This window comes from Actinoplanes lobatus (assembly GCF_014205215.1).
Lineage (GTDB): Bacteria > Actinomycetota > Actinomycetes > Mycobacteriales > Micromonosporaceae > Actinoplanes > Actinoplanes lobatus.
Window position 1 is genome coordinate 2,477,875 of record NZ_JACHNC010000001.1, and the last position, 18,824, is coordinate 2,496,698.

At 70.1% G+C, this 18,824-nt stretch carries 20 protein-coding genes; 15 read left to right on the top strand and 5 right to left on the bottom strand.

From position 1 onward, the window contains the following. Positions 1–72 precede the first annotated feature (72 nt). Complete coding sequence (locus BJ964_RS11400) at positions 73–855, top strand: hypothetical protein (RefSeq protein WP_188120647.1); 783 nt, start codon at positions 73–75, stop codon at positions 853–855. Between the two features lie 40 nt (positions 856–895). Here the strand turns inward: BJ964_RS11400 and BJ964_RS11405 are convergent, their stop codons facing one another. Beyond that, positions 896–1,222, bottom strand: a complete 327-nt coding sequence (locus BJ964_RS11405) for an STAS domain-containing protein (RefSeq protein WP_188120648.1) — start codon at positions 1,220–1,222, stop codon at positions 896–898. A gap of 125 nt (positions 1,223–1,347) precedes the next feature. Between BJ964_RS11405 and hemL the strand changes: the two genes are divergently transcribed. From hemL to ccsB, 6 genes are read left to right on the top strand one after another with little or no spacing between them, the layout of a single operon-like run. Beyond that, complete coding sequence (gene hemL / locus BJ964_RS11410; protein WP_188120649.1) at positions 1,348–2,685, top strand: glutamate-1-semialdehyde 2,1-aminomutase; 1,338 nt, start codon at positions 1,348–1,350, stop codon at positions 2,683–2,685. A 2-nt stretch (positions 2,686–2,687) separates the two neighbouring features. Next, complete coding sequence (locus BJ964_RS11415) at positions 2,688–3,344, top strand: histidine phosphatase family protein (protein WP_188120650.1); 657 nt, start codon at positions 2,688–2,690, stop codon at positions 3,342–3,344. Beyond that, the gene (locus BJ964_RS11420; RefSeq protein WP_223150120.1) at positions 3,341–3,907 is read left to right on the top strand and encodes a TlpA family protein disulfide reductase; all 567 of its coding nucleotides are present in this window, start codon (positions 3,341–3,343) and stop codon (positions 3,905–3,907) included. Before BJ964_RS11415 ends, BJ964_RS11420 begins: the two co-directional genes overlap by 4 nt. After that, the gene (locus BJ964_RS11425; protein ID WP_188120652.1) at positions 3,907–4,662 is read left to right on the top strand and encodes a cytochrome c biogenesis CcdA family protein; all 756 of its coding nucleotides are present in this window, start codon (positions 3,907–3,909) and stop codon (positions 4,660–4,662) included. The genes BJ964_RS11420 and BJ964_RS11425 overlap by 1 nt, the downstream gene beginning before the upstream one ends. Next, positions 4,659–6,251 carry a cytochrome c biogenesis protein ResB gene (gene resB / locus BJ964_RS11430; RefSeq protein WP_188120653.1) on the top strand — a complete coding sequence of 531 codons (1,593 nt, stop codon included), beginning with the start codon at positions 4,659–4,661 and terminating at the stop codon, positions 6,249–6,251. Before BJ964_RS11425 ends, resB begins: the two co-directional genes overlap by 4 nt. Further along, positions 6,251–7,174: a c-type cytochrome biogenesis protein CcsB gene (ccsB, locus tag BJ964_RS11435; RefSeq protein ID WP_188120654.1), complete on the top strand. Its 924-nt coding sequence runs from the start codon at positions 6,251–6,253 to the stop codon at positions 7,172–7,174. The genes resB and ccsB overlap by 1 nt, the downstream gene beginning before the upstream one ends. Here the strand turns inward: ccsB and BJ964_RS11440 are convergent. After that, positions 7,171–8,022 (bottom strand): hypothetical protein, encoded by an 852-nt coding sequence (locus BJ964_RS11440; RefSeq protein WP_229806890.1) that lies wholly within the window; start codon positions 8,020–8,022, stop codon positions 7,171–7,173. The genes ccsB and BJ964_RS11440 overlap by 4 nt on opposite strands. A 61-nt stretch (positions 8,023–8,083) precedes the next feature. On the opposite strand from BJ964_RS11440, the gene BJ964_RS11445 reads away from it, so the two are divergent. The 5 genes from BJ964_RS11445 to BJ964_RS11465 are packed head-to-tail and all read left to right on the top strand — an operon-like array spanning position 8,084 to position 12,602. Then, positions 8,084–9,544 (top strand): menaquinone biosynthesis decarboxylase, encoded by a 1,461-nt coding sequence (locus tag BJ964_RS11445; RefSeq protein WP_188120655.1) that lies wholly within the window; start codon positions 8,084–8,086, stop codon positions 9,542–9,544. Further along, entirely contained in the window at positions 9,532–10,434 is a 903-nt protein-coding gene (mqnP, locus tag BJ964_RS11450; RefSeq protein ID WP_188126898.1) for a menaquinone biosynthesis prenyltransferase MqnP, read from the top strand. Before BJ964_RS11445 ends, mqnP begins: the two co-directional genes overlap by 13 nt. Before the next feature lie 31 nt (positions 10,435–10,465). After that, complete coding sequence (locus BJ964_RS11455) at positions 10,466–10,978, top strand: SigE family RNA polymerase sigma factor (RefSeq protein WP_188120656.1); 513 nt, start codon at positions 10,466–10,468, stop codon at positions 10,976–10,978. Continuing rightward, positions 10,962–11,966, top strand: a complete 1,005-nt coding sequence (locus BJ964_RS11460; protein WP_188120657.1) for a hypothetical protein — start codon at positions 10,962–10,964, stop codon at positions 11,964–11,966. The genes BJ964_RS11455 and BJ964_RS11460 overlap by 17 nt, the downstream gene beginning before the upstream one ends. A gap of 12 nt (positions 11,967–11,978) precedes the next feature. After that, entirely contained in the window at positions 11,979–12,602 is a 624-nt protein-coding gene (locus BJ964_RS11465; protein ID WP_188120658.1) for a UbiX family flavin prenyltransferase, read from the top strand. On the opposite strand, the gene BJ964_RS11470 is transcribed toward BJ964_RS11465, so the two are convergent. Then, a complete protein-coding gene (locus tag BJ964_RS11470; protein WP_183225950.1) occupies positions 12,599–12,874 on the bottom strand; it encodes a BldC family transcriptional regulator in 276 nt (91 codons plus the stop codon). The two genes, BJ964_RS11465 and BJ964_RS11470, sit on opposite strands and share 4 nt — an antisense overlap. A 215-nt stretch (positions 12,875–13,089) precedes the next feature. Between BJ964_RS11470 and BJ964_RS11475 the strand changes: the two genes are divergently transcribed. The 3 genes from BJ964_RS11475 to BJ964_RS11485 are packed head-to-tail and all read left to right on the top strand — an operon-like array spanning position 13,090 to position 15,927. After that, positions 13,090–13,539: an Lrp/AsnC family transcriptional regulator gene (locus tag BJ964_RS11475; RefSeq protein WP_106329284.1), complete on the top strand. Its 450-nt coding sequence runs from the start codon at positions 13,090–13,092 to the stop codon at positions 13,537–13,539. Next, a complete protein-coding gene (gene cds1, locus BJ964_RS11480; protein ID WP_188120659.1) occupies positions 13,539–14,636 on the top strand; it encodes an L-cysteine desulfhydrase Cds1 in 1,098 nt (365 codons plus the stop codon). Before BJ964_RS11475 ends, cds1 begins: the two co-directional genes overlap by 1 nt. Positions 14,637–14,670: 34 nt before the next feature. Then, entirely contained in the window at positions 14,671–15,927 is a 1,257-nt protein-coding gene (locus BJ964_RS11485; RefSeq protein ID WP_188120660.1) for a gluzincin family metallopeptidase, read from the top strand. Here the strand turns inward: BJ964_RS11485 and BJ964_RS11490 are convergent. Both BJ964_RS11490 and BJ964_RS11495 read right to left on the bottom strand, forming a co-directional pair. Further along, positions 15,911–16,534 (bottom strand): putative glycolipid-binding domain-containing protein, encoded by a 624-nt coding sequence (locus BJ964_RS11490; RefSeq protein WP_188120661.1) that lies wholly within the window; start codon positions 16,532–16,534, stop codon positions 15,911–15,913. The genes BJ964_RS11485 and BJ964_RS11490 overlap by 17 nt on opposite strands. 217 nt (positions 16,535–16,751) lie before the next feature. After that, entirely contained in the window at positions 16,752–18,587 is a 1,836-nt protein-coding gene (locus BJ964_RS11495; RefSeq protein WP_229806891.1) for a DEAD/DEAH box helicase, read from the bottom strand. Positions 18,588–18,824: the final 237 nt, after the last annotated feature.

Genomic DNA, 18,824 nt, shown 5'->3' on the forward strand with positions numbered 1-18,824 from the left:
GCGGCCACGGCCGAAGGAACCGAAGGGTGCCGATGTCGCCCTGGCCCGAATCGACGGTTGGGAGGCGGCGCGATGACGCTCATCGAACCTGAGCTGCGCGCGGCACTGCGCGCCGAGGCGTCGGCGCACCGGCCGGACCGTGAGGCGATGCTCGACCGGATCACCCGGACCGCCATGCACAACCGGGTCGCGGGACGCCCCCGGGTGAAGATCGCCGGAGCGGCCGTGGCGGTCGCCGCGGTGCTCGGCGGCGGAGGCTTCGCGCAGTGGGCGGTCGCCGGCGACGGCGACCCGGTTCCCGGGCCCACCCCCTCGGTGACGGTCACGGCCGCGCCCACCCCGAGCGGTGTGGCCTCCTCCAGCGCGATCGGCCCGACCACCAACCCGAGCTCCGTCCCCGGCCGGACCCCGAAGTCCCGGCAGCCCGGCCGGTCGCCGAGCCCGTCGGCCACCGCCGGGAGCGTGCCCCCGGCGAAGAGCACGCTGTCGGCGGACGGCTCGGTCGCCCCGGACGGCGACTCCCAGGCCAGCAGCGTCGTCACGGTGACGACCGCCGAGCGGCTCACCGCATTCGAGGTGACGATCCGGATCGCGAAGACCGACGGGTTCGCCGCCCGCGGTGGCAGCCAGCAGGTGCCCGGCGCGAGCGTGACCAGCACCGTCACCGAGGAGTCCGGGACGGTGGTCTACCGCTTCGTGCTGTCCTCGGGCGACACCCTGGAACCGGGGACCTACACGTTCTACGCGCGCTACACCCATGCCACCGGCGGGCGGGACGCGAACGGGGACTCCTACGCCGCGACCGCGACCACCGGGGCGAACGTGGCCGAGAACGTCAGCGGCGACTTCCGCTAGAGGTTGTCCACAGCGTTATCCACAGGGCTCCGGTCGCCGGTCAGGTGCTGCTGCTGATCATCAGGGCGGATCGGAGCCCGGTGATGTCGAGCACACGCATCAGGAAGTCGCCGACATTCGCCAGCGCGAGCACCACCTGCGTGTGCTGCGCCTTGCGGCTGAGCACCACCAGCGTGCCGAGACCCTGGGAGTCACAGAACGTCACGCCGGCCATGTCCAGCACCATCCGAGCCGGCGGCTCGGCCAGGATCTCGTTGACGACGGCGGCCAGCTCAGTGACCGTGAGCACGTCGATTTCCCCGGCGAGCTGAATGACGACCTCGTCCGGGGTGCGCTGAACCGTGATGGACAGCTCGGGACGCTCCACGCGGCTCAGCCTATCCTCTTCGGGGTGTACCGGCCCGTCTGGCGCTGTCAGACCGTGCGCTCGAAGGACATCATCCGGTGATGTGAACAACCCTCTCGCAATACTCGTTCCATGCCGCTGACAGAATGGGGACCGCTGTGACCACGACATATCCCGCCGCGGATCTTCCGTACCCGGAGGATGCCCCGGTCTCCCAGGCCCTGTTCGACCGCGCCCAGGCCATCGTGCCCGGCGGGGTGAATTCACCTGTGCGTGCGTTCCGCGCGGTCGGCGGGACGCCCCGGTTCATGGCCTCGGGCAGCGGCCCGTGGCTCACCGACGTGGACGGGCGCCGCTACGTCGACCTGGTCTGCTCCTGGGGCCCGCTCATCCACGGGCACGCACACCCCGAGATCATCGAGGCGGTGCGGCGCGCCGCGGCACTGGGCACCAGTTTCGGTACGCCCACCGCCGGCGAGGTGGACCTGGCCGAGGAGATCGTCCGCCGGACCCCGATCGACGAGGTGCGGCTGGTCAACTCGGGCACCGAGGCGACCATGACCGCGATCCGGCTGGCCCGTGGATACACCGGCCGGTCGAAGATCGTGAAGTTCGCCGGCTGCTACCACGGCCACGTGGACGCGCTGCTGGCCGCGGCCGGCTCCGGCGTGGCCACCCTCGGCCTGCCCGACTCGCCCGGTGTCACCGGTGCGGCGGCCAGCGAGACGATCGTGCTGCCGTACAACGACGTCGCCGCCGTCGAGGCGGTGTTCGCGTCCGAGGGCGCCGAGATCGCCGCGATCATCACCGAGGCGGCCCCGGGCAACATGGGCGTGGTCACCCCGCGCGACGACTTCAACGGCAAGCTCGCCGAGATCGCCCACCGGCACGGCGCACTGCTCATCATCGACGAGGTGATGACCGGTTTCCGGGTCTCCGCCGGCGGCTGGGCCGGACTGCACCCGGTCGACGCCGACCTGTTCACCTTCGGCAAGGTGATGGGTGGCGGCCTGCCCGCCGCGGCGTTCGGCGGCCGCCGGGAGATCATGTCCCGGCTCGCCCCGGCCGGCCCGGTCTACCAGGCCGGCACCCTCTCCGGGAACCCGCTGGCCTGCGCCGCCGGGCTGACCTCGCTGCGGCTCGCCGACGCGGCCGTCTACAAGCGCCTGGACGAGCTGGCCGGCACCATCGGCTCGCTCTGCTCGGACGCGCTCAGCGCCGCGGGTGTCGCGCACCGGCTCTCGTACGCCGGAAACATGTTCTCGATCTTCTTCACCGACGCCGATGTCGTCGACTACGACTCCGCGAAGACCCAGGACGCGGCCGCGTTCAAGGCGTTCTTCCACACCATGCTGGCCCGTGGCGTCTACCTGCCGCCGAGCGCCTTCGAGTCGTGGTTCGTGTCGACGGCGATCGACGATCTGGCACTGGAAACGATCGCCGCGGCGGCACCGCACGCGGCCCGAGCGGCAGCGGGAGCCTGACCTTGACCGAGCCGACGAAGACCACGGTCCACGTGCTGCGGCACGGCGAGGTCTACAACCCCACCAAGATCCTGTACGGGCGCCTGCCCGACTTCCACCTCTCCGAGCTGGGCCACCAGATGGCGAAGGCGGCCACCGAGGTGCTGTCCGGCCGGGACATCACGCACGTGGTGGCCAGCCCGCTGGAGCGTGCGCAGGAGACCGCGGCCCCGTTCGCCGCCGAGTTCAAACTGGACATCGCCGCTGACGTGCGGCTGATCGAGAGCGCGAACTACTTCGAGGGCAAGAAGGTCTCGGTCGGCGACGGCGCGTTCAGCAACCCGCGGCACTGGTGGGTGCTGCGTGACCCGATCACCCCGTCCTGGGGCGAGGCGTACCTGGTGATCGCGCAGCGGATGTTCGCGGCGGTCCAGGCGGCCCGGGTCGCGGCCGAGGGTCACGAGGCGGTCTGCGTCTCGCACCAGCTGCCCATCTGGACGCTCCGGCGGTACGTCGAGGGCAAGCGCCTCTGGCACGATCCGAGGCGCCGGGAGTGCGGTCTGGCCAGCCTGACGTCGTTCCGGTTCGAGGGGTCGAAGGTGGTCGGCATCGACTACTCGGAGCCCGCCGCACACCTGGTCGCCATGTCCGCGACGGCCAAGACCGCCAAGGGAGCCTGACCGTGCGCCGCCTCGCCGTCGCCGCCCTCACCGCGGTCACCGCCGCCGGAGCCCTGAGCGGCTGCGGCGGCGAGGGGAACTGGGCGACGAAATGCACCACCACGAACATGGTGGTGGAGTGCGCCGCGGCGGAGCGGCCGCTGGTCTCCGGCGTGACCGGGGAGCTCTTGGACGGCGCCGCCTACGACCTGGAGGCGGACCGCGGCAAGGTGGTCGTGGTCAACTTCTGGGGTTCCTGGTGCGCGCCGTGCCGGGCCGAGGCGGACGACCTGGAGAAGACCTACCAGGCGACCAAGGACAAGAACGTCGCCTTCCTCGGCGTCAACACCCGCGACGACCGGGACTCGGCGAAGGCGTTCGAGCGCGGCTACAAGGTCACCTACGGCAGTGTGTACGACTTCGAGGGCCGGGTCGGGCTCAAGTTCGACGTGACCCAGAGCGCGGTGCCGAGCACCCTGATCCTGGACCGGCAGGGCCGGATCGCGGCGGCCATCCGGCGCTCGACCACCAACGGTGAGTTGCAGCCGCTGGTGGAGAAGATCGCGGCGGAGGCGGCCGGCTGATGGGTGAGGCGTTCAAGGGTGCGGTCATGGACGGGCCGCTGCTGCTCGCGATCGGCGCGGCGCTCATCGCAGGCCTGGTGAGCATCCTCTCGCCGTGCGTGTTGCCGCTGCTCCCAGGCTACCTCTCGTACGTCACCGGGCTGGCCGGTTCCGATCTGGAGGCGCCCACCGGCCGGACGAAGGGCCGGATCCTCGCCGGGACCGGGCTGTTCGTGCTCGGCTTCTCGATCGTCTTCACGCTCGGCACGCTGGCCACCACCGCCAGCTTCACGATGATCACCCATCGGGACACGCTCAACCTCGTCCTCGGGATCCTCGTCATCGTGCTGGGCCTGGGCTATCTCGGCGTGATCCCGGGCTTCCAGCGGGAGGCCCGGATCAACCGGCTGCCGGCCGCCGGGCTGTTGGGCGCCCCGGTCTTCGGCGCGATCTTCGCGCTCTCCTGGATCCCGTGCGTCGGCCCGACCCTGGGCGGCGTGATGGTGCTGGCCACCACGACCGGGCAGGCCGACCGCGCGGTGCTCCTGGCGATCACGTTCAGCCTCGGGCTGGGCATCCCGTTCATCCTGTTCGGGCTCTTCTTCCGCCGGCTGCTCGGCGTGTTCAAGGCGATCCGCCGCAACAGCCGATGGGTCACCCGGGTCGGCGGGGTGCTGCTGATCCTGGTCGGGGTGGCGCTCGTCTCCGGCCAGTGGGAGTACTTCCTCACCTGGCTGATGACCAGCGTCAACCTCGGTGAGGGGACGCTGCTGTGACCGTGGTCGAGGACCGTCCCGCCACCGCCGGCGCGCCGCCGCCGCGCCGGGGCAACCCGCTGTTGGCGCTGCTGCGCAACTCCTGGCGCCAGCTCACCAGCATGCGTACGGCGTTGATCCTGCTCTTCCTGCTGGCCGTGGCCGCGGTGCCGGGCTCGATCTTCCCGCAGCGCTCGGTGAGCCGGGAGAACGTCGCCGAGTACTTCACCGCCCATCCGAAGCTGGCTCCGGCGATCGACCGGCTCTTCGCCTTCGACGTCTATGCGTCACCCTGGTTCGCGGCTATCTACCTGCTGCTCTTCACGTCGCTCATCGGGTGCGTGCTGCCCCGGCTGCGCGATCACATTCGGGCGCTCAGGACCGTACCCCCGGATGCTCCGAAGCGGTTGGACCGCCTGCCGCAGCATGCTCCCGCAGCGGAACGCCCGGAGGAGCCCGCGGCCGTGGCCGCGGAGATCGCGAAGACGCTGCGCCGGCGGCGCTGGCGGACCCGGCTGCGGGAGACGCCCGACGGCTGGACCGTCGCGGCCGAGAAGGGCTATCTCAAGGAGACCGGCAACCTGCTCTTCCACTTCGCCATGCTGGCGGTGCTGGTCGGCGTCGGGTTCGGGCACTGGTACGGCTGGCACGCGAACCGCCTCCTGGTGGAGGGCGCCGACCAGGGTTTCTGCAGCGCTGTCACGCAGTTCGACGAGTCGGTGCTGGGCCCCCGGGTGGACGCCTCGGACCTGCCCGACTTCTGTGTGCGGATGACCGATTTCGAATCCACCTTCCAGTCCAGCGGGGTGCCGAAGTCGTTCGAGGCCACGGTCGAGGTGAGCGAGAACGGCGGCGATTACCGCCCGGACCGGTTCACCGTCAACGACCCGCTGCGGCTCGACGGCGCCAACATCAACCTGATCGGCCAGGGGTACGCGCCGGTGCTGCGCTACACCGACCGGTACGGCGTCTCGCAGACCAAGGTCGTCCCGTTCCTGCCCGGCGACCTCAACATGACCAGCGAGGGGGTCGTCCAGTTCCCGGACGTCAACCTCGATCCGGCCACCGGTGCGCGGGACCCGAAGCTCCAGATGGGCTTCGAGGGCGTCTTCCTGCCGACCGGCGGCACCGACGGCACCGCGACCTCGAAGTTCCCGGCGGCGGACAACCCGGTGCTCTACATCGCGGCCTACCGCGGTGACCTGGGGCTGGACGTCGGCAAGCCGAGCTCGGTCTATGCGCTGAACCGTGAGCAGATCGCCGACGGCGACCTCAAGAAGATCAGCGGCGAGCGGCCGTACGTGCTGCGGCCCGGCGAGAAGTGGACCCTCGACGACGGCAGCACGCTGGAGTTCGCCGGGATCCGCCGGTTCGCCACGATCTCGATCCGGCACGATCCGACCCAGTTCCTCATGCTGATCGGGGCGGTTCTCGGGCTGGCCGGGTTGATGCTGTCGCTGTTCACGCACCGTCGTAGGGTTTGGTTCCGGGTGGTGCCCGCCGAGAACGGCAGCGCGATCGAAGCCGGTGGCCTCCCGCGTACCGACTACCCAGGTTTCGGCGATGAGTTCGCGGCGCTCGCCCGGCACATCAAGGAAGGGACGCCCTGATGGCGGAGTTGTCCAATCAACTGATGGCGCTGACCGTGCTGGCCTACCTGGCCGCCATGGTCTGCTACGCCGGGGAGTACGCGTTCGGCAGGCGCAGCCACATCGGCCGGGCCGCTCTCGTGGGGGCCGGCGCTCCGGTTCCCGATCTCGGGAAGGCGCCGGAACGCGACCGGGGTGAGCTCGTCGGCCGGATCGGGGTGGCGCTCAACCTGATCGCCCTGGCCCTGCACCTGGCCACCACGGCCACCCGGGGCATCGCCGCCGAGCGGATGCCCTGGGGAAACATGTACGAGTACATCCTCTCCACCGCGCTCATCGGCTCCGCGGTCTGGACCGGTGTGCTGCTGCGCAAGCCGGCCGTCCGGCACCTGGGACTGTTCGCCAGCCTCACCCTGGTGGTGCTGCTGGGCGCGGCCGCGCTGGTCGCCTACACCCCGGTCGGGCCGCTGGTCCCGGCGCTGAACTCGTACTGGTACGTCTTCCACGTCTCGACGATCATCATCTCGTCCGGCATCTTCCTGGTCGGCGTGGTCCCGGCCGCCATGTTCCTGATCAAGAACGGGTGGGACACCGGTAAGCGCGGCTTCCCGTACACGCTGGGCAAGCGGGTCGGCGACGCGGGCACGCTGGAGCGGCTCACCTTCCGCCTGCACGCCTTCGCCTTCCCGCTGTTCACGTTCGGCGCGCTGATCGCCGGGCCGCTGTGGGCCGAGGCGTCCTGGGGCCGCTACTGGGGCTGGGACCCCAAGGAGGTGTGGGCCTTCATCTCCTGGATCGTCTACGCCGCCTACCTGCACGCCCGGGCCACCCCGAGCGTCAAGCGGACCACCGCCACCTGGATCGCCGTCCTCGGCTTCGTGACGATGCTGATGAACCTGTTCGGCGTGAACCTGTTCTTCGAGGGCCTGCACTCGTACGCCTAGGCGTCACAGTCCCCCGCGGTCCACGTGTCGTAGCGGGTCACCCAGTCCAGGCAGAACCCGCCGCGGGTGGTCGTCCCGGTCACGGTCGCGACGTCGTCGCGCCAGTAGCGGGCCGGCCCACCACCGGCCGGGCGCAGCTGCACGTTGTCGATGGTCACCTTGGGCACGTCGATCTTGGTCTGGCGGGACGCGTCGACGTGCACCTCGATGTACTGCTCGATGTAGGCGGACGGGCCGATCGGCAGCTGCTGCTCGGTGAGCAGGTTCCACCGGTCGTCCCACCACAGCCAGGCCCGCCACAGACCGTTCTGGTCGCTGTTCAGGTCCAGCCAGATCTGGTCGCCGGCCCGAACCGGGTACTGGTCGTAGAACTGCCAGCGGTTGGTGTTCGTGTTGAACGTGTAGACCTGCTGGCGGCCGGGGGAGGCCCAGCCGGTCTCCGCCCAGCCCGCCTCCAGCCAGGAGATCCGGCCCCCACCGAGGTCCCGCTTCGCCATGAACCGGCCCACCACGAAGTCGTACGTGCGGGGCCGCACCGAACCGTCCACCACGGAGAAGCGCCCGGACACCCCACCCCACTCGCCGCTCGTGCCCGCACCGAGATGGTGGTAGCCGCTCGGGGTGAACGCGGCCGGCGGAACCTTGTCCGACTCGGTCAGCGGCGCCCCGGCCCGGCACGCCCGCGGGCTGGCCACGTCCGCCGGACCGGTCGGTGGACGGGTGGGCGCCCGGCCCGGCGCACACACGGGCAGTCGTCTGTCGGCCGACGAGATCGCCGGGGCGGCGACCGCGAGAGCCGCGGCCACACCGGTCAGCGCACACCATCGGGTCACGTTCCGGAGCCTCACGAAAGTCTCCAACGGGAGTCCCGGATCTCCAGTGACGGACCCGGGTGCCAGACTGGGGACCATGGCGCCGCGTGGATTCCCCTATGCCGATCTGCAGAGCTTCATCGCCGCCCTGGAGGAGGCTGGTGAGCTGCGGCGGGTCACCGTGCCGGTGGATCCGACCCTGGAGATCAGCGAGATCGTGACCCGCACGGTCCGGGCCGGCGGTCCGGCGATCCTCTTCGAGCGGCCCACGCGGGGCGACATGCCGTTGGTGATCAACCTGTTCGGCACCGAGAAGCGGATGGCGATGGCCCTCGGCGTCGACCGGCTCGACGAGGTCGGCGAGCGGATCGGCGCGATCGCCAAGCCGGAGCTGCCGGTCGGCTGGTCCGGCATCCGCGAGGGCATCGGCAAGGTGCTCCAGCTCAAGTCGATGCCGCCGAAGAAGGTGAAGACCGCCCCCTGCCAGGAGGTCGTGCTCCGGGGCGACGAGGTCGACCTGAACCGGCTGCCCGGCCTCCAGGTGTGGCCCGGTGACGGCGGCATCTTCCACAACTTCGGGCTGACCCACACCAAGCACCCGGAGACCGGCAAGCGCAACCTCGGCCTCTACCGGCTCCAGCAGCATTCGAAGAACACGCTCGGCATGCACTGGCAGATCCACAAGGACTCGACCGCGCATCACGCGGTGGCGGAGCGGCTCGGCCAGCGACTTCCGGTCGCGGTCGCGATCGGTTGCGACCCCGTGGTGACGTACGCCGCGAGCGCCCCCCTGCCGGCCGACATCGACGAGTACCTGTTCGCTGGTTTCCTTCAGGGCGAGCGGATCGAGATGGTCGACTGCGTGTCCGTCCCGTTGCAGGTGCCGGCCGAGGCGCAGATCGTGCTGGAGGGCTACCTGGAGCCCGGCGAGCGCCACCCGGAGGGCCCGTTCGGCGACCACACCGGCTACTACACCCCGGTCGAGCCGTTCCCGGTGCTGCACATCGAGACGATGACCATGCGGAAGAAGCCGATCTACCACTCGATCATCACGTCCAAGCCGCCGCAGGAGGACCACGGCCTGGGCAAGGCCACCGAGCGGATCTTCCTGCCGCTCGCCAAGATCCTGATTCCGGACATCGTCGACTACGACATGCCGGCCTCCGGCGTCTTCCACAACTGCCTGATCGTCTCCATCCGCAAGCGCTACCCGAAGCACGCGCAGAAGGTGATGAGCGCGATCTGGGGCGCCCACCTGCTGTCGCTGGTCAAGCTGATCGTGGTGGTCGACGAGGACGTCGACGTGCACGACTACCACGAGGTCGCCTTCCGCGCCTTCGGCAACGTCGACTACGCCCGCGACCTGATGCTCACCGAGGGCCCGGTGGACCACCTGGACCACTCCTCCTACCAGCAGTTCTGGGGCGGCAAGGCGGGTGTCGACGCCACCCGTAAGCTGCCGACCGAGGGCTACACCCGCGGCTGGCCGGAGGAGATGACGATGGCGCCCGAGGTGGTCAGCCTGGTCGACAAGCGGTGGAAGGAATACGGGCTGTGACGTCGCTGGAGGAGAAGCCCGGCAAGATCAAGGCATTCCTGCGCCTGGTCATGATCGAGCACTCGATCTTCGCGCTGCCGTTCGCCTACCTGTCGTCGCTGGTGGCCATCGAGTCCTCGAACGACTCGGTCGGCGAGCACTGGCTCGACCTGGTGCTGGTCACGATCGCGATGGTGTCCGGGCGGACCTTCGCCATGGCGGCCAACCGCATCCTGGACCGCAAGATCGACGCCCTCAATCCGCGTACGCAGAATCGCGAACTGGTCACCGGAGCCGTGAGCCTGCGGACGGCCTGGACCGGCGCCCTGATCTCGCTGGTCGTCCTGGTCGTCGCGGCCGGCCTGCTGAACCCGCTCTGCCTGGTCCTCTCCCCGCTCGCGGTCGTCCCGCTGGTGATCTACCCGTACGCCAAGCGTTTCACGAACTTCCCGCACTACGTGCTGGCGCTGGCCCAGGCGGTCGCCCCGGTCGGCGCCTGGCTGGCGATCACCGGTACGTTCAGCGGCTCGTGGCCGGCCTGGGTGCTCGGTGTCGCGGTCGGCCTCTGGATCGGCGGCTTCGACATCATCTACGCCTGCCAGGACGTCGAGGTGGACCGGCGGATCGGGGTGCACTCCACTCCGGCCCGGTTCGGTGTGCGGACCGCCCTACACATCTCCACGGTCACCCACCTGCTCTGCTTCGCGCTGTTCGTCTGGTTCGGCCAGCTCGCCGGTTTCAGCTGGGCCTGGTGGGCCGGCCTGCTGCTCACCGGCGCCGGCCTGGTCTACCAGCACGTCGTGGTGACCGAGAACGATCTCTCCAAGGTCAACCGGGCGTTCTTCACGGCGAACGGGTTCATCGCCATCGCCCTGTTCCTCTTCGCCCTGATCGATCTGTACGTGCTGTAACCCATCGGCCGGTGGCGTCCGTCTTATCCGCGTGAGCGATAGAGAGGCCGACTTCCGCGAGTTCGTCGGCGCGCGGATGGAGTCGTTACGGGGGCTCGCGTACCTCACCTGCGGTGACTGGCAGGTGGCCGAGGACGCGGTGCTGTCCGCCCTGGCCAAGTTGTACGCGAAATGGAACCGGGTGGACAACCCGGACGCGTACGCCCGAACCGCCGTGGTGCGGGCGGCCATCGACGAGACCCGCCGCCCGTGGTGGCGGCGCGAACAGTCCCGCAGCCACGCCATGCCGGACGCCCCCGTCCCCGACGACGCCACCCGGGCCGTCGACGAGCGCCTGCGGATGCGCAAGGCGCTCGGCAGCCTGCCCGCCCGGCAGCGCGCCGTGCTGGCGCTGCGCTTCCTGGAGGGCCTCAGCGTGCAGCAGACCGCGGAGGCGCTGAAGTGCCCGGAGGGCACCGTCAAGGTCTACACCGCGCGTGGTCTCGACGCGCTCCGCCGCATTCTCGGCACCGAATGGGAGGCAGTTCATGAGACCACTGTCTGAGCTGTTGCAGGAGGCCAAGGTGGATGCGCCACCACCGCGCTACGACGTCGACCACGTGGTCGCGGCGGGCCGGCGGCGGGTCCGGCAGCGGAACTCCGGGTGGGCGCTCGCGGCCGTGGTGGCGGTGGCCACCGCGATCGGGGTTCCGCAGATCGTCACCCGGGGTCCGGCGCCGAACCCGCCGCAGCCGGCCGCGTCGGTCGCCCCGGCGCCGGCCCCGGAATACCTGATCCCGTCCGCCGCCCGGTTCCGCGGCTATCGGACGGCCTCGTTCCGGGTCGGTGACCCGGCGAACTTCGGCCCCGGCTACACCAGCACCGGGGCCGTCCCGAAAAAGGGCATGTCGCCGACGATGTCACTGCTGGTCTACGAACCCGGCATCGACCCGCTGACCCGGCTGGGCCTGAAGCGGGCCGCCGACGTGGACCCGATCAAGGGCCGGCCGGCATTCACGGTCTCCGCGGCCGGGTTCCCCGCCGAAACCCTTGTCTGGGAGTACGCCGACAACGCCTTCGCGGTGCTCACGCCGCAACCTCCGGGCGCGACACGCGCGCAGGTGAGAGAGGTGGCCGAGGGCTTCGGCCTCGCCTCGGAGCAGCCGGTCCTGGTCGCCTTCAAGGTCGGCTATCTGCCCGATGGGTTCCGGTTGCGGGCGGTCAGCCAGGAGAGCGACGAGTTCTCGGCGGTCCACTTCCTTCCGGTCTCGGCGATGCGTGAGCCGGTGCAGAAGTACGAGGCCATCAACGGGACCAAGGGCAGCATCCAGATCGTGCTGCAAGGGCAGGACCCGGCCGGTGCCCCCAACTGTGGCTGCGTCGGATACCGGAAGGTCGGCGACGGTCACGAGGTGATCATCACCGGCCCGATCTCGAAGGCCGAGGCGCGGAAGATCCTCGACTCGCTGGAGGTGTCCACCCCGGGCGACTACTCGACCTGGGTCCCGGTCGCTCAGATGGTCCCGGAGGAGTACCTGTACAAGGGCGAGTAGCACACTGGTGACATGCGCGAACCCTTGATCGTCGGCGTCTCCGGCGCCTCCGGCACCCCGTACGCCAAGGCGGTGCTCACCGCCCTGCTGGACGCCGGCGAATCCGTCGACCTGGTGGTCTCCCGGGCCGCCCGGCTGACCCTGCTGGACGAGACCGGCGCGACGGTCCGGGACGCGCACTGGAAGGACGACGTGGCCGCCTGGCTGGGCCGGGACCTCGGCGATCTGGCCTACTGGCCGGCCGGGGACCTGGCCGCCGGCCCGAGCAGCGGCTCCTACCCGGCCCGTGGGATGGCCGTGGTGCCGGCGAGCACCGCGGCCTGCGCGGGTATCGCCATCGGGCTCTCCAAGGACCTGCTCCAGCGAGCGGCCGAGGTGAATCTGAAAGAACGGCGCCGTACGGTGATCGTGCCCCGGGAGACTCCGGTCACCCGCAGTCATCTGGAGCATCTGATCGCCCTGCACGACGCCGGGGCGGTGGTGCTGCCGGCCAGCCCCGGCTTCTACGGCTCCGGGGCCGGCGCGACAGCACAGCAACTGATCGATTTCGTGGCCGGAAAAGTGCTCGACGTGATGGGCGTACCCCACACGCTCTTCCGCAGATGGACCGGCGATCTGGGTGAGGGACGCGCCTAGCGCAGCCCGTTGGGCGGGCCGTAGCCGGGCCCGGGATGGCTCGGGCCGTTGTTGCGGGGCTTGTTGGCGGCGTCGTCCTCGCGCATCTCCTCGATCACACCATCGCCTTCGAGGAGCGCACGCACTTCGGATTCACGGAATCGGCGGTGTCCACCCGGAGTACGGATACTGCCGATCCGTCCGGCGGCGGCCCAGCGCGTGACCGTTTTGGGGTCGACGCGGAACAGCGCGGCCACCTCGCCCGGTGTCAGCAGACGATCTCCAGTGTCCACAACCCCCTCCTCGGTTTTCGGTTATCTGGAGCGGCCGGTGGTCACGGTGAGTGTCGGCGTGCTCGATCGGGACGTAAAGTCATTAGAGCACCGCCCCTGAACCAAGTCCGTGAAATGCGGAAAAAGCCCCGATTGCGACAGTGGTCATTATCCTGCCGTCCATTCGCCGCTACCGGGCGTGAAGGCCGGAGCGCCACCCGATTAGGGTTTCTCCCATGGACTCCATCGACCTCCGGCTGATCGACCTGCTACGAGAGAACGCCCGCTCGTCGTACGCCGAACTCGCCCGCAAGGTCGGCCTCTCCGCCCCCGCCGTGCACGAGCGAGTCGGTAAGCTCGAGACCGCCGGGACCATCCGCGGTTACCGGGCCGACATCGACCACGAGGCGATCGGGCTCGGTGTGACCGCGCTGATCGGCATCATCGAGGACTCCGGCGCCGACACCGACGACGTCCTCGCCGCGGTCCGCGCCATGCCCGAGGTGGAGAGCTGCTATTTCATGGCCGGCGTGGAGTCCTACCAGCTCACCGTGCGGGTCGGCACGATTGCCGAACTGGAGCAGCTGATCGTGCGGATCAACCGGACCCCGGGCGTCGCATCGACCCGGACCGCGATCGCCCTCTCCACCAAGTGGGAGAACCGCCCCCAGCCGGGCCTCGGCTGATGGAGATCACCGACTTCGGGCGCTGCGAGCGGGTCAACCGCGACTGGGCACGTGAGGCCATCGGCCAGGTCGAGGCCGACGCCAACCGGTCCGCCGACACCCACCTGCTCCCCTTCCCGCTTCCCGCCGCCTGGGGCATCGACCTGTACCTCAAGGACGAGTCGTCGCACCCCACCGGTTCACTGAAGCATCGCCTGGCACGATCGCTTTTCCTGTATGCGCTCTGCAATGGCTGGATCGGGCCGAGCACGACCATCGTGGAAGCGTCGTCCGGATCGACCGCGGTGAGCGAGGCCTATTTCGCGCGAATGCTCGGCCTGCCGTTCATCGCCGTGATGCCGGCCGCCACCTCGCCGGAGAAGATCTCGCTGATCGAGTTCCAGGGCGGCCGATGTCACCTGGTGAACGATCCGACCCAGGTGGTCGCCGAGGCGCGCCGGCTCGCGGCCGAGCTGGGCGGGCACTTCATGGACCAGTTCACGTACGCCGAGCGGGCCACCGACTGGCGCGGCAACAACAACATCGCCGAGTCGATCTACAACCAGCTGGAGCGCGAACGCCACCCGGTCCCGGCCTGGATCGTGGTCGGCGCCGGCACCGGCGGGACCAGCGCCACCATCGGCCGGTACGCCCGCTACCGCCGCCTCGACACCAAGGTCTGCGTTGTCGACCCCGAGGGATCGGCGTTCTGGCAGGCTTATCTCGCCGGTGACTGGAGCGTCGTGACCGGCCGCGGCTCCCGTATCGAGGGGATCGGCCGTCCCCGGGTGGAGGCGTCCTTCCTGCCCTCGGTGGTGGATCGGATGATCCACGTCCCGGATGCCGCGTCCCTGGCCGCGATGCGTGCCGGCTCGGCCGTCCTGGGCCGGCGGGTCGGCGGCTCGACCGGCACCAACCTGTGGGGCGCGTTCCGGCTCATCGCCGAGATGCTGGCGTCCGGGCGTACCGGATCGGTGGTGACGCTCATCTGCGACGGCGGCGAACGCTACGCCGACACCTACTACTCCGACGCCTGGGTGGGCGCCCAGGAACTGGACCTTTCGTCGTACTCCGGGGTGATCCGCCGATTCCTTGACGATGGTGGATGGCCCGGGTGACGTGTCATGAAGAGGCGTGATTAGATCCTCGTCCATGGGGGATGGAAGAAACTCACGTCTCGGGGCCGCGCTGCTCGTGGCCCTGGTGGCGGTGGCGTCGGCCGGCATCGTGCTGTGGCCGACCGGCGACGGCACCACGGCCGTCGCGGCCCGCCGCGTGACGATCGAGCCGAAGGCCCCGCCCACCCCGCTCGAACAGGTCGAGGCGCTGCTCGAAGCCCAGGTCGACGCGCTGGAGAAGGGCGACGAGAAGGGCTGGCTCGCCCCGGTCGACGCCAAGTTGCAGCCGCGCTACCGGGCCATCTACCGCAACCTGCGGGCGCTCGAGATCTCTTACACCAAGCTGACCATCGAGCAGCTGCCGCAGACCGCCGGCTCGATGAACGTCGGCTTCCAGCTCGACTACTGCTTCAGCACCCAGCTCTGCCGGGACGGCGGTGGCAACCCGAACGTCGGCTACAAGCTCACCTGGAAGCCCCGCGGCAGCTCCTACGTGATCACCGGGATGACCGGCTCCGGCAAGGAGAACTACCTCCAGCCGGCGCCGTGGGAGAACACGCAGCTCGCCTTCGCCACCGGTCGGCGGGTCATCGTGGCCGCGCCGCCGGCCCAGCGCAAACACCTGAACCGGGTGCTCCAGGTCGCCGAGAAGGCCGCCGCCGTCGCCGACCGGTACGCCGGATACACCGGTAACCCGCAGGCCCGCTACCGGGTCTACCTGGCCGACAACAAGTCGTGGAACAGCTGGTACGGCGGAAAATACCCGGCCTGGTCGGTGGCGTACCAGCTGCCGCTCGGCCGGGTCGGCGGCGACGTGGTCGTCCGGATCAGCGAGATGCCGTCCTCGAACAAGGAACTCACCACGATCATCCAGCACGAGCTGGCCCACGTGGTGACTCGTGCCTCGTCCACCAACTACGACGAGGAGGAGGACCTCTGGCTGATCGAGGGCATCGCCGAGTACATCGGCTTCCTCCCCGCCAAGCCCGGCGCCACCTACAACAAGGACGTGCTGAGCTACTCCTTCAGCCAGCGCGGCGACCTGAAGACGGTCGTCGTGAAGCCGCTCACCGCCAAGTCGGACGACCTCACCGTCGCCACGCTCTACGCCACCGGGCACTTCGCGGCCGGCTGCATGGCCGCCAAGTACGGCGACAAGAAGCTGCTCGACTTCGTCGACCGGGTGGTTCAGCTCGGCGAGGAACTCGACCCGGCCTCCCGGGCCGCCTTCGGCACACCCTTCAAGAACGTCGACAAGGCCTGCGTCAGCTGGATCAAGCAGCGGACCTGACCCGCCGCGCCAGCCCCGGATAGTCCTCGATGAAACCGTCGTCGTCACAGGTCAGGTCGGCGCTGAACGTCTCACTCGCGAACCGGATCCGCCTGCCGCCCAGCGACGTGTAGATCTGGTCCGCCTGCACCACCTCCAGGCTGGGCACCAGCACCCAGGCCACGTTGAGCCGGTGCGACACGCCCGCCTCCGCCCGCAGCAGACCGAGCCGACGGATCGGCAGCGTGTTGAACAGCGGGGAACCGCCCAGATCGGCGTCGAACGCGCCGTACAGCAGGTCCGGGTCCTCACATCCGGGCTGCCCGGCGCGGGCGTGCCCGTTCGCCACCAGCGCCGCATCGAGGTCACCCTGCTCGGAGGCGGTCACCCGCCAGCGTCCGGCCGCCAGTTCCAGGCGTACGGTCCGCGCCCAGCCGGCGCCCTCCGCGCGCGCGTCCACGCGGCTCGTCGCCCCGTCCGGCCCGGTCTGCACCTCATAACGGCAGGAATAGGGCACCGGCGCGGCGGCCAGGATCGTGCCCTGCGCATACCGATCCACATCCAGCAGGGCGTGCTCGGCGCCGGTCACGTCCGTGCGCTCCCAGAACAGGGCGATAGGCAACGGCATGCCGGTAACCTACCTTTTTCTCCCTGCCGAGGCGCCCTTTCCTTTCTTGTACGGGCTACGCCGCCCCCGCCGAATCCTCCCCGTCCCGCCAGTTCACGCGACCAGCTGCCACTCAAGCCCGTGCCGCGCCCGCCGGGCTGAGTTCGGTGGTCCGGGCGCTGGAAAGGGCGAAGCCCCGGCGCGCGGAGGCGCCGGGGCTTCGTGGTGCTTCAGTCGATCAGTGGCTGCGAGCCGGGCGGGAGGAGCCGAAACGGTTCGGGCCCTCGCGGCGGTCGGTGCGCTGGCCGTCGCGGCGCTGACCCGACGGGCGGTCGCCGAAGCGGTCGCCGGCCGGCCGGTCGCCGAAGGTGCGCTGCGGGCGGTCACCGAACGAGCGGTCGCCCTGAGGGCGGTCGCCGTAGGAGCGCTGGGGACGGTCACCGTAGGAACGGTCGCCCTGGGGACGGTCTCCGTACGAGCGGTCGCCCTGGGGACGGTCGCCCTGCGGCCGGTCGCCGAAGGAGCGCTGCGGGCGGTCGCCGTACGAGCGGTCACCCTGCGGCCGGTCGCCGTACGAACGCTGCGGGCGGTCACCGTACGAGCGGTCACCCTGGGAGCGGTCACCCTGCGGCCGGTCGCCGAACGAACGCTGCGGGCGGTCGCCGAAGTTGCGCTCGTTGCGGTCGCCGAAGGAACGCTGCGGCCGGTCACCGTAGGAACGCTGCGGGCGGTCGCCACGGGGACGGTCGCCGAAGCGGCCACGGGAACCGCCGGAACGCTCACGACGGGGCTCCGGCTCCTCGACCACCGGGATGCCGCTCGGCTCGCGGGCACCGGTGACCTCGGCCAGCTTCTCGTCGCCCAGGCGGACACGGAACTCGCCCGGCGAGACACCGGCCTTCGACATCATCGCCTGGGTGGTGCGGCGCTGCTTCGGCAGAACCAGCGTGACGACCGCGCCCGACTCGCCGGCCCGCGCGGTGCGGCCGGCCCGGTGCAGGTAGTCCTTCGGGTCCTTCGGCGGGTCCACGTGCATGACCAGCGAGATGCCGTCGACGTGGATGCCACGGGCCGCCACGTCCGTCGCGACCAGGACGTTCGTCCGGCCTTCCTTGAACTCGGCGAGCGTCCTGGTCCGGACGCGCTGGGTCTTGCCACCGTGCAGGGCGCCGGCCCGGACACCGACCGCGGCCAGCTGCTCGACCAGCCGGTCCACGCCCATCTGGGTGCGGGCGAAGACGATGGTCTTGCCGGTCCGGTTCGCGATCCACGAGGTGATCGGGAACTTCTCGGCCGGCGGGATCAGCAGCAGGTGGTGCTCCATGGTGGAGACACTGGCCTCGGCCGGGGCGGTCGAGTGCGTCACCGGGTCGTGCATGAACCGCTGCACCAGGGTGTCGACGTCACCGTCCAGAGTGGCCGAGAAGAGCAGGCGCTGCGCCGACTCGGGCGTCTTCGCCAGCAGGTCGGTGACCTCGGGCAGGAAGCCCATGTCGGCCATCTGGTCGGCCTCGTCCAGCACCGTGATCTCGACGTCGTCGAGCTTGCAGGCGCCCCGCTCGATCAGGTCGGCGAGACGGCCCGGAGTGGCGACGATCACCTCGACGCCGCGGCGCAGGGCGTCCATCTGACGGTCGTACGGCACGCCGCCGACCGCGGTCTTCAGGAAGACACCCACCGCCCGGCCCACCGGCATGAGCGAGTCGGCGACCTGCATGGCCAGCTCGCGGGTCGGCACCAGGATCAGGGCCTTCGGGTGGTGCGGGCGGGCACGGCCGCTCTTCGCCGTACGAGCGAGGACCGGCAGGCCGAACGCCAGCGTCTTGCCGGAACCGGTCTGGCCGCGGCCGAGCACGTCACGGCCGGCCAGCGCGTCCGGAACGGTCGCGGCCTGGATCTCGAACGGGGTGGTGATGCCCTCACGGTTGAGGACTCGAACGATTTCGGAGGGGAGCCCCAGGTCGGCGAAGCTACGCACGTCACTTTCGGTGACCGGCTGCTCGGCGGACTCGCTGTCAGGGGTCGTGCTCTCGAGGACGGACGGGAACGTGCTGGGATCAGCGAAAGTGGTCAAGAGAACCTCTCTACGGGGGCGCATGCTCGCGAATGGCCCGCCGCGGCCCCTGATGGGGAACCGCCCGCTGAAATGCCCGCAAGAACGCCCGTGGCGTGCACCGGGTGGGCACGCCGCGTCAACAACTAACAGCCAGTGTACGGGTGAACGTCGAAACATCCGACTGCATTCCGGCCGGGTAGTGGGCCGGCTCACCTCGAAGCGCAAACCTAGCAAGCTTAGGCGCCCGGGGCCCCG

Excerpts from the sequence above, each read along its gene's own strand:
- BJ964_RS11485 (WP_188120660.1), top strand. The coding sequence starts at position 14,671 with ATGGGGGATGGAAGAAACTCACGTCTCGGGGCCGCGCTGCTCGTGGCC.
- BJ964_RS11425 (WP_188120652.1), top strand. The coding sequence starts at position 3,907 with ATGGGTGAGGCGTTCAAGGGTGCGGTCATGGACGGGCCGCTGCTGCTC.
- BJ964_RS11465 (WP_188120658.1), top strand. The coding sequence starts at position 11,979 with ATGCGCGAACCCTTGATCGTCGGCGTCTCCGGCGCCTCCGGCACCCCG.
- BJ964_RS11460 (WP_188120657.1), top strand. The coding sequence starts at position 10,962 with ATGAGACCACTGTCTGAGCTGTTGCAGGAGGCCAAGGTGGATGCGCCA.
- BJ964_RS11490 (WP_188120661.1), bottom strand. The coding sequence starts at position 16,534 with ATGCCGTTGCCTATCGCCCTGTTCTGGGAGCGCACGGACGTGACCGGC.
- BJ964_RS11445 (WP_188120655.1), top strand. The coding sequence starts at position 8,084 with ATGGCGCCGCGTGGATTCCCCTATGCCGATCTGCAGAGCTTCATCGCC.
- cds1 (WP_188120659.1), top strand. The coding sequence starts at position 13,539 with ATGGAGATCACCGACTTCGGGCGCTGCGAGCGGGTCAACCGCGACTGG.
- BJ964_RS11475 (WP_106329284.1), top strand. The coding sequence starts at position 13,090 with ATGGACTCCATCGACCTCCGGCTGATCGACCTGCTACGAGAGAACGCC.
- BJ964_RS11400 (WP_188120647.1), top strand. The coding sequence starts at position 73 with ATGACGCTCATCGAACCTGAGCTGCGCGCGGCACTGCGCGCCGAGGCG.
- hemL (WP_188120649.1), top strand. The coding sequence starts at position 1,348 with ATGGGGACCGCTGTGACCACGACATATCCCGCCGCGGATCTTCCGTAC.
- ccsB (WP_188120654.1), top strand. The coding sequence starts at position 6,251 with ATGGCGGAGTTGTCCAATCAACTGATGGCGCTGACCGTGCTGGCCTAC.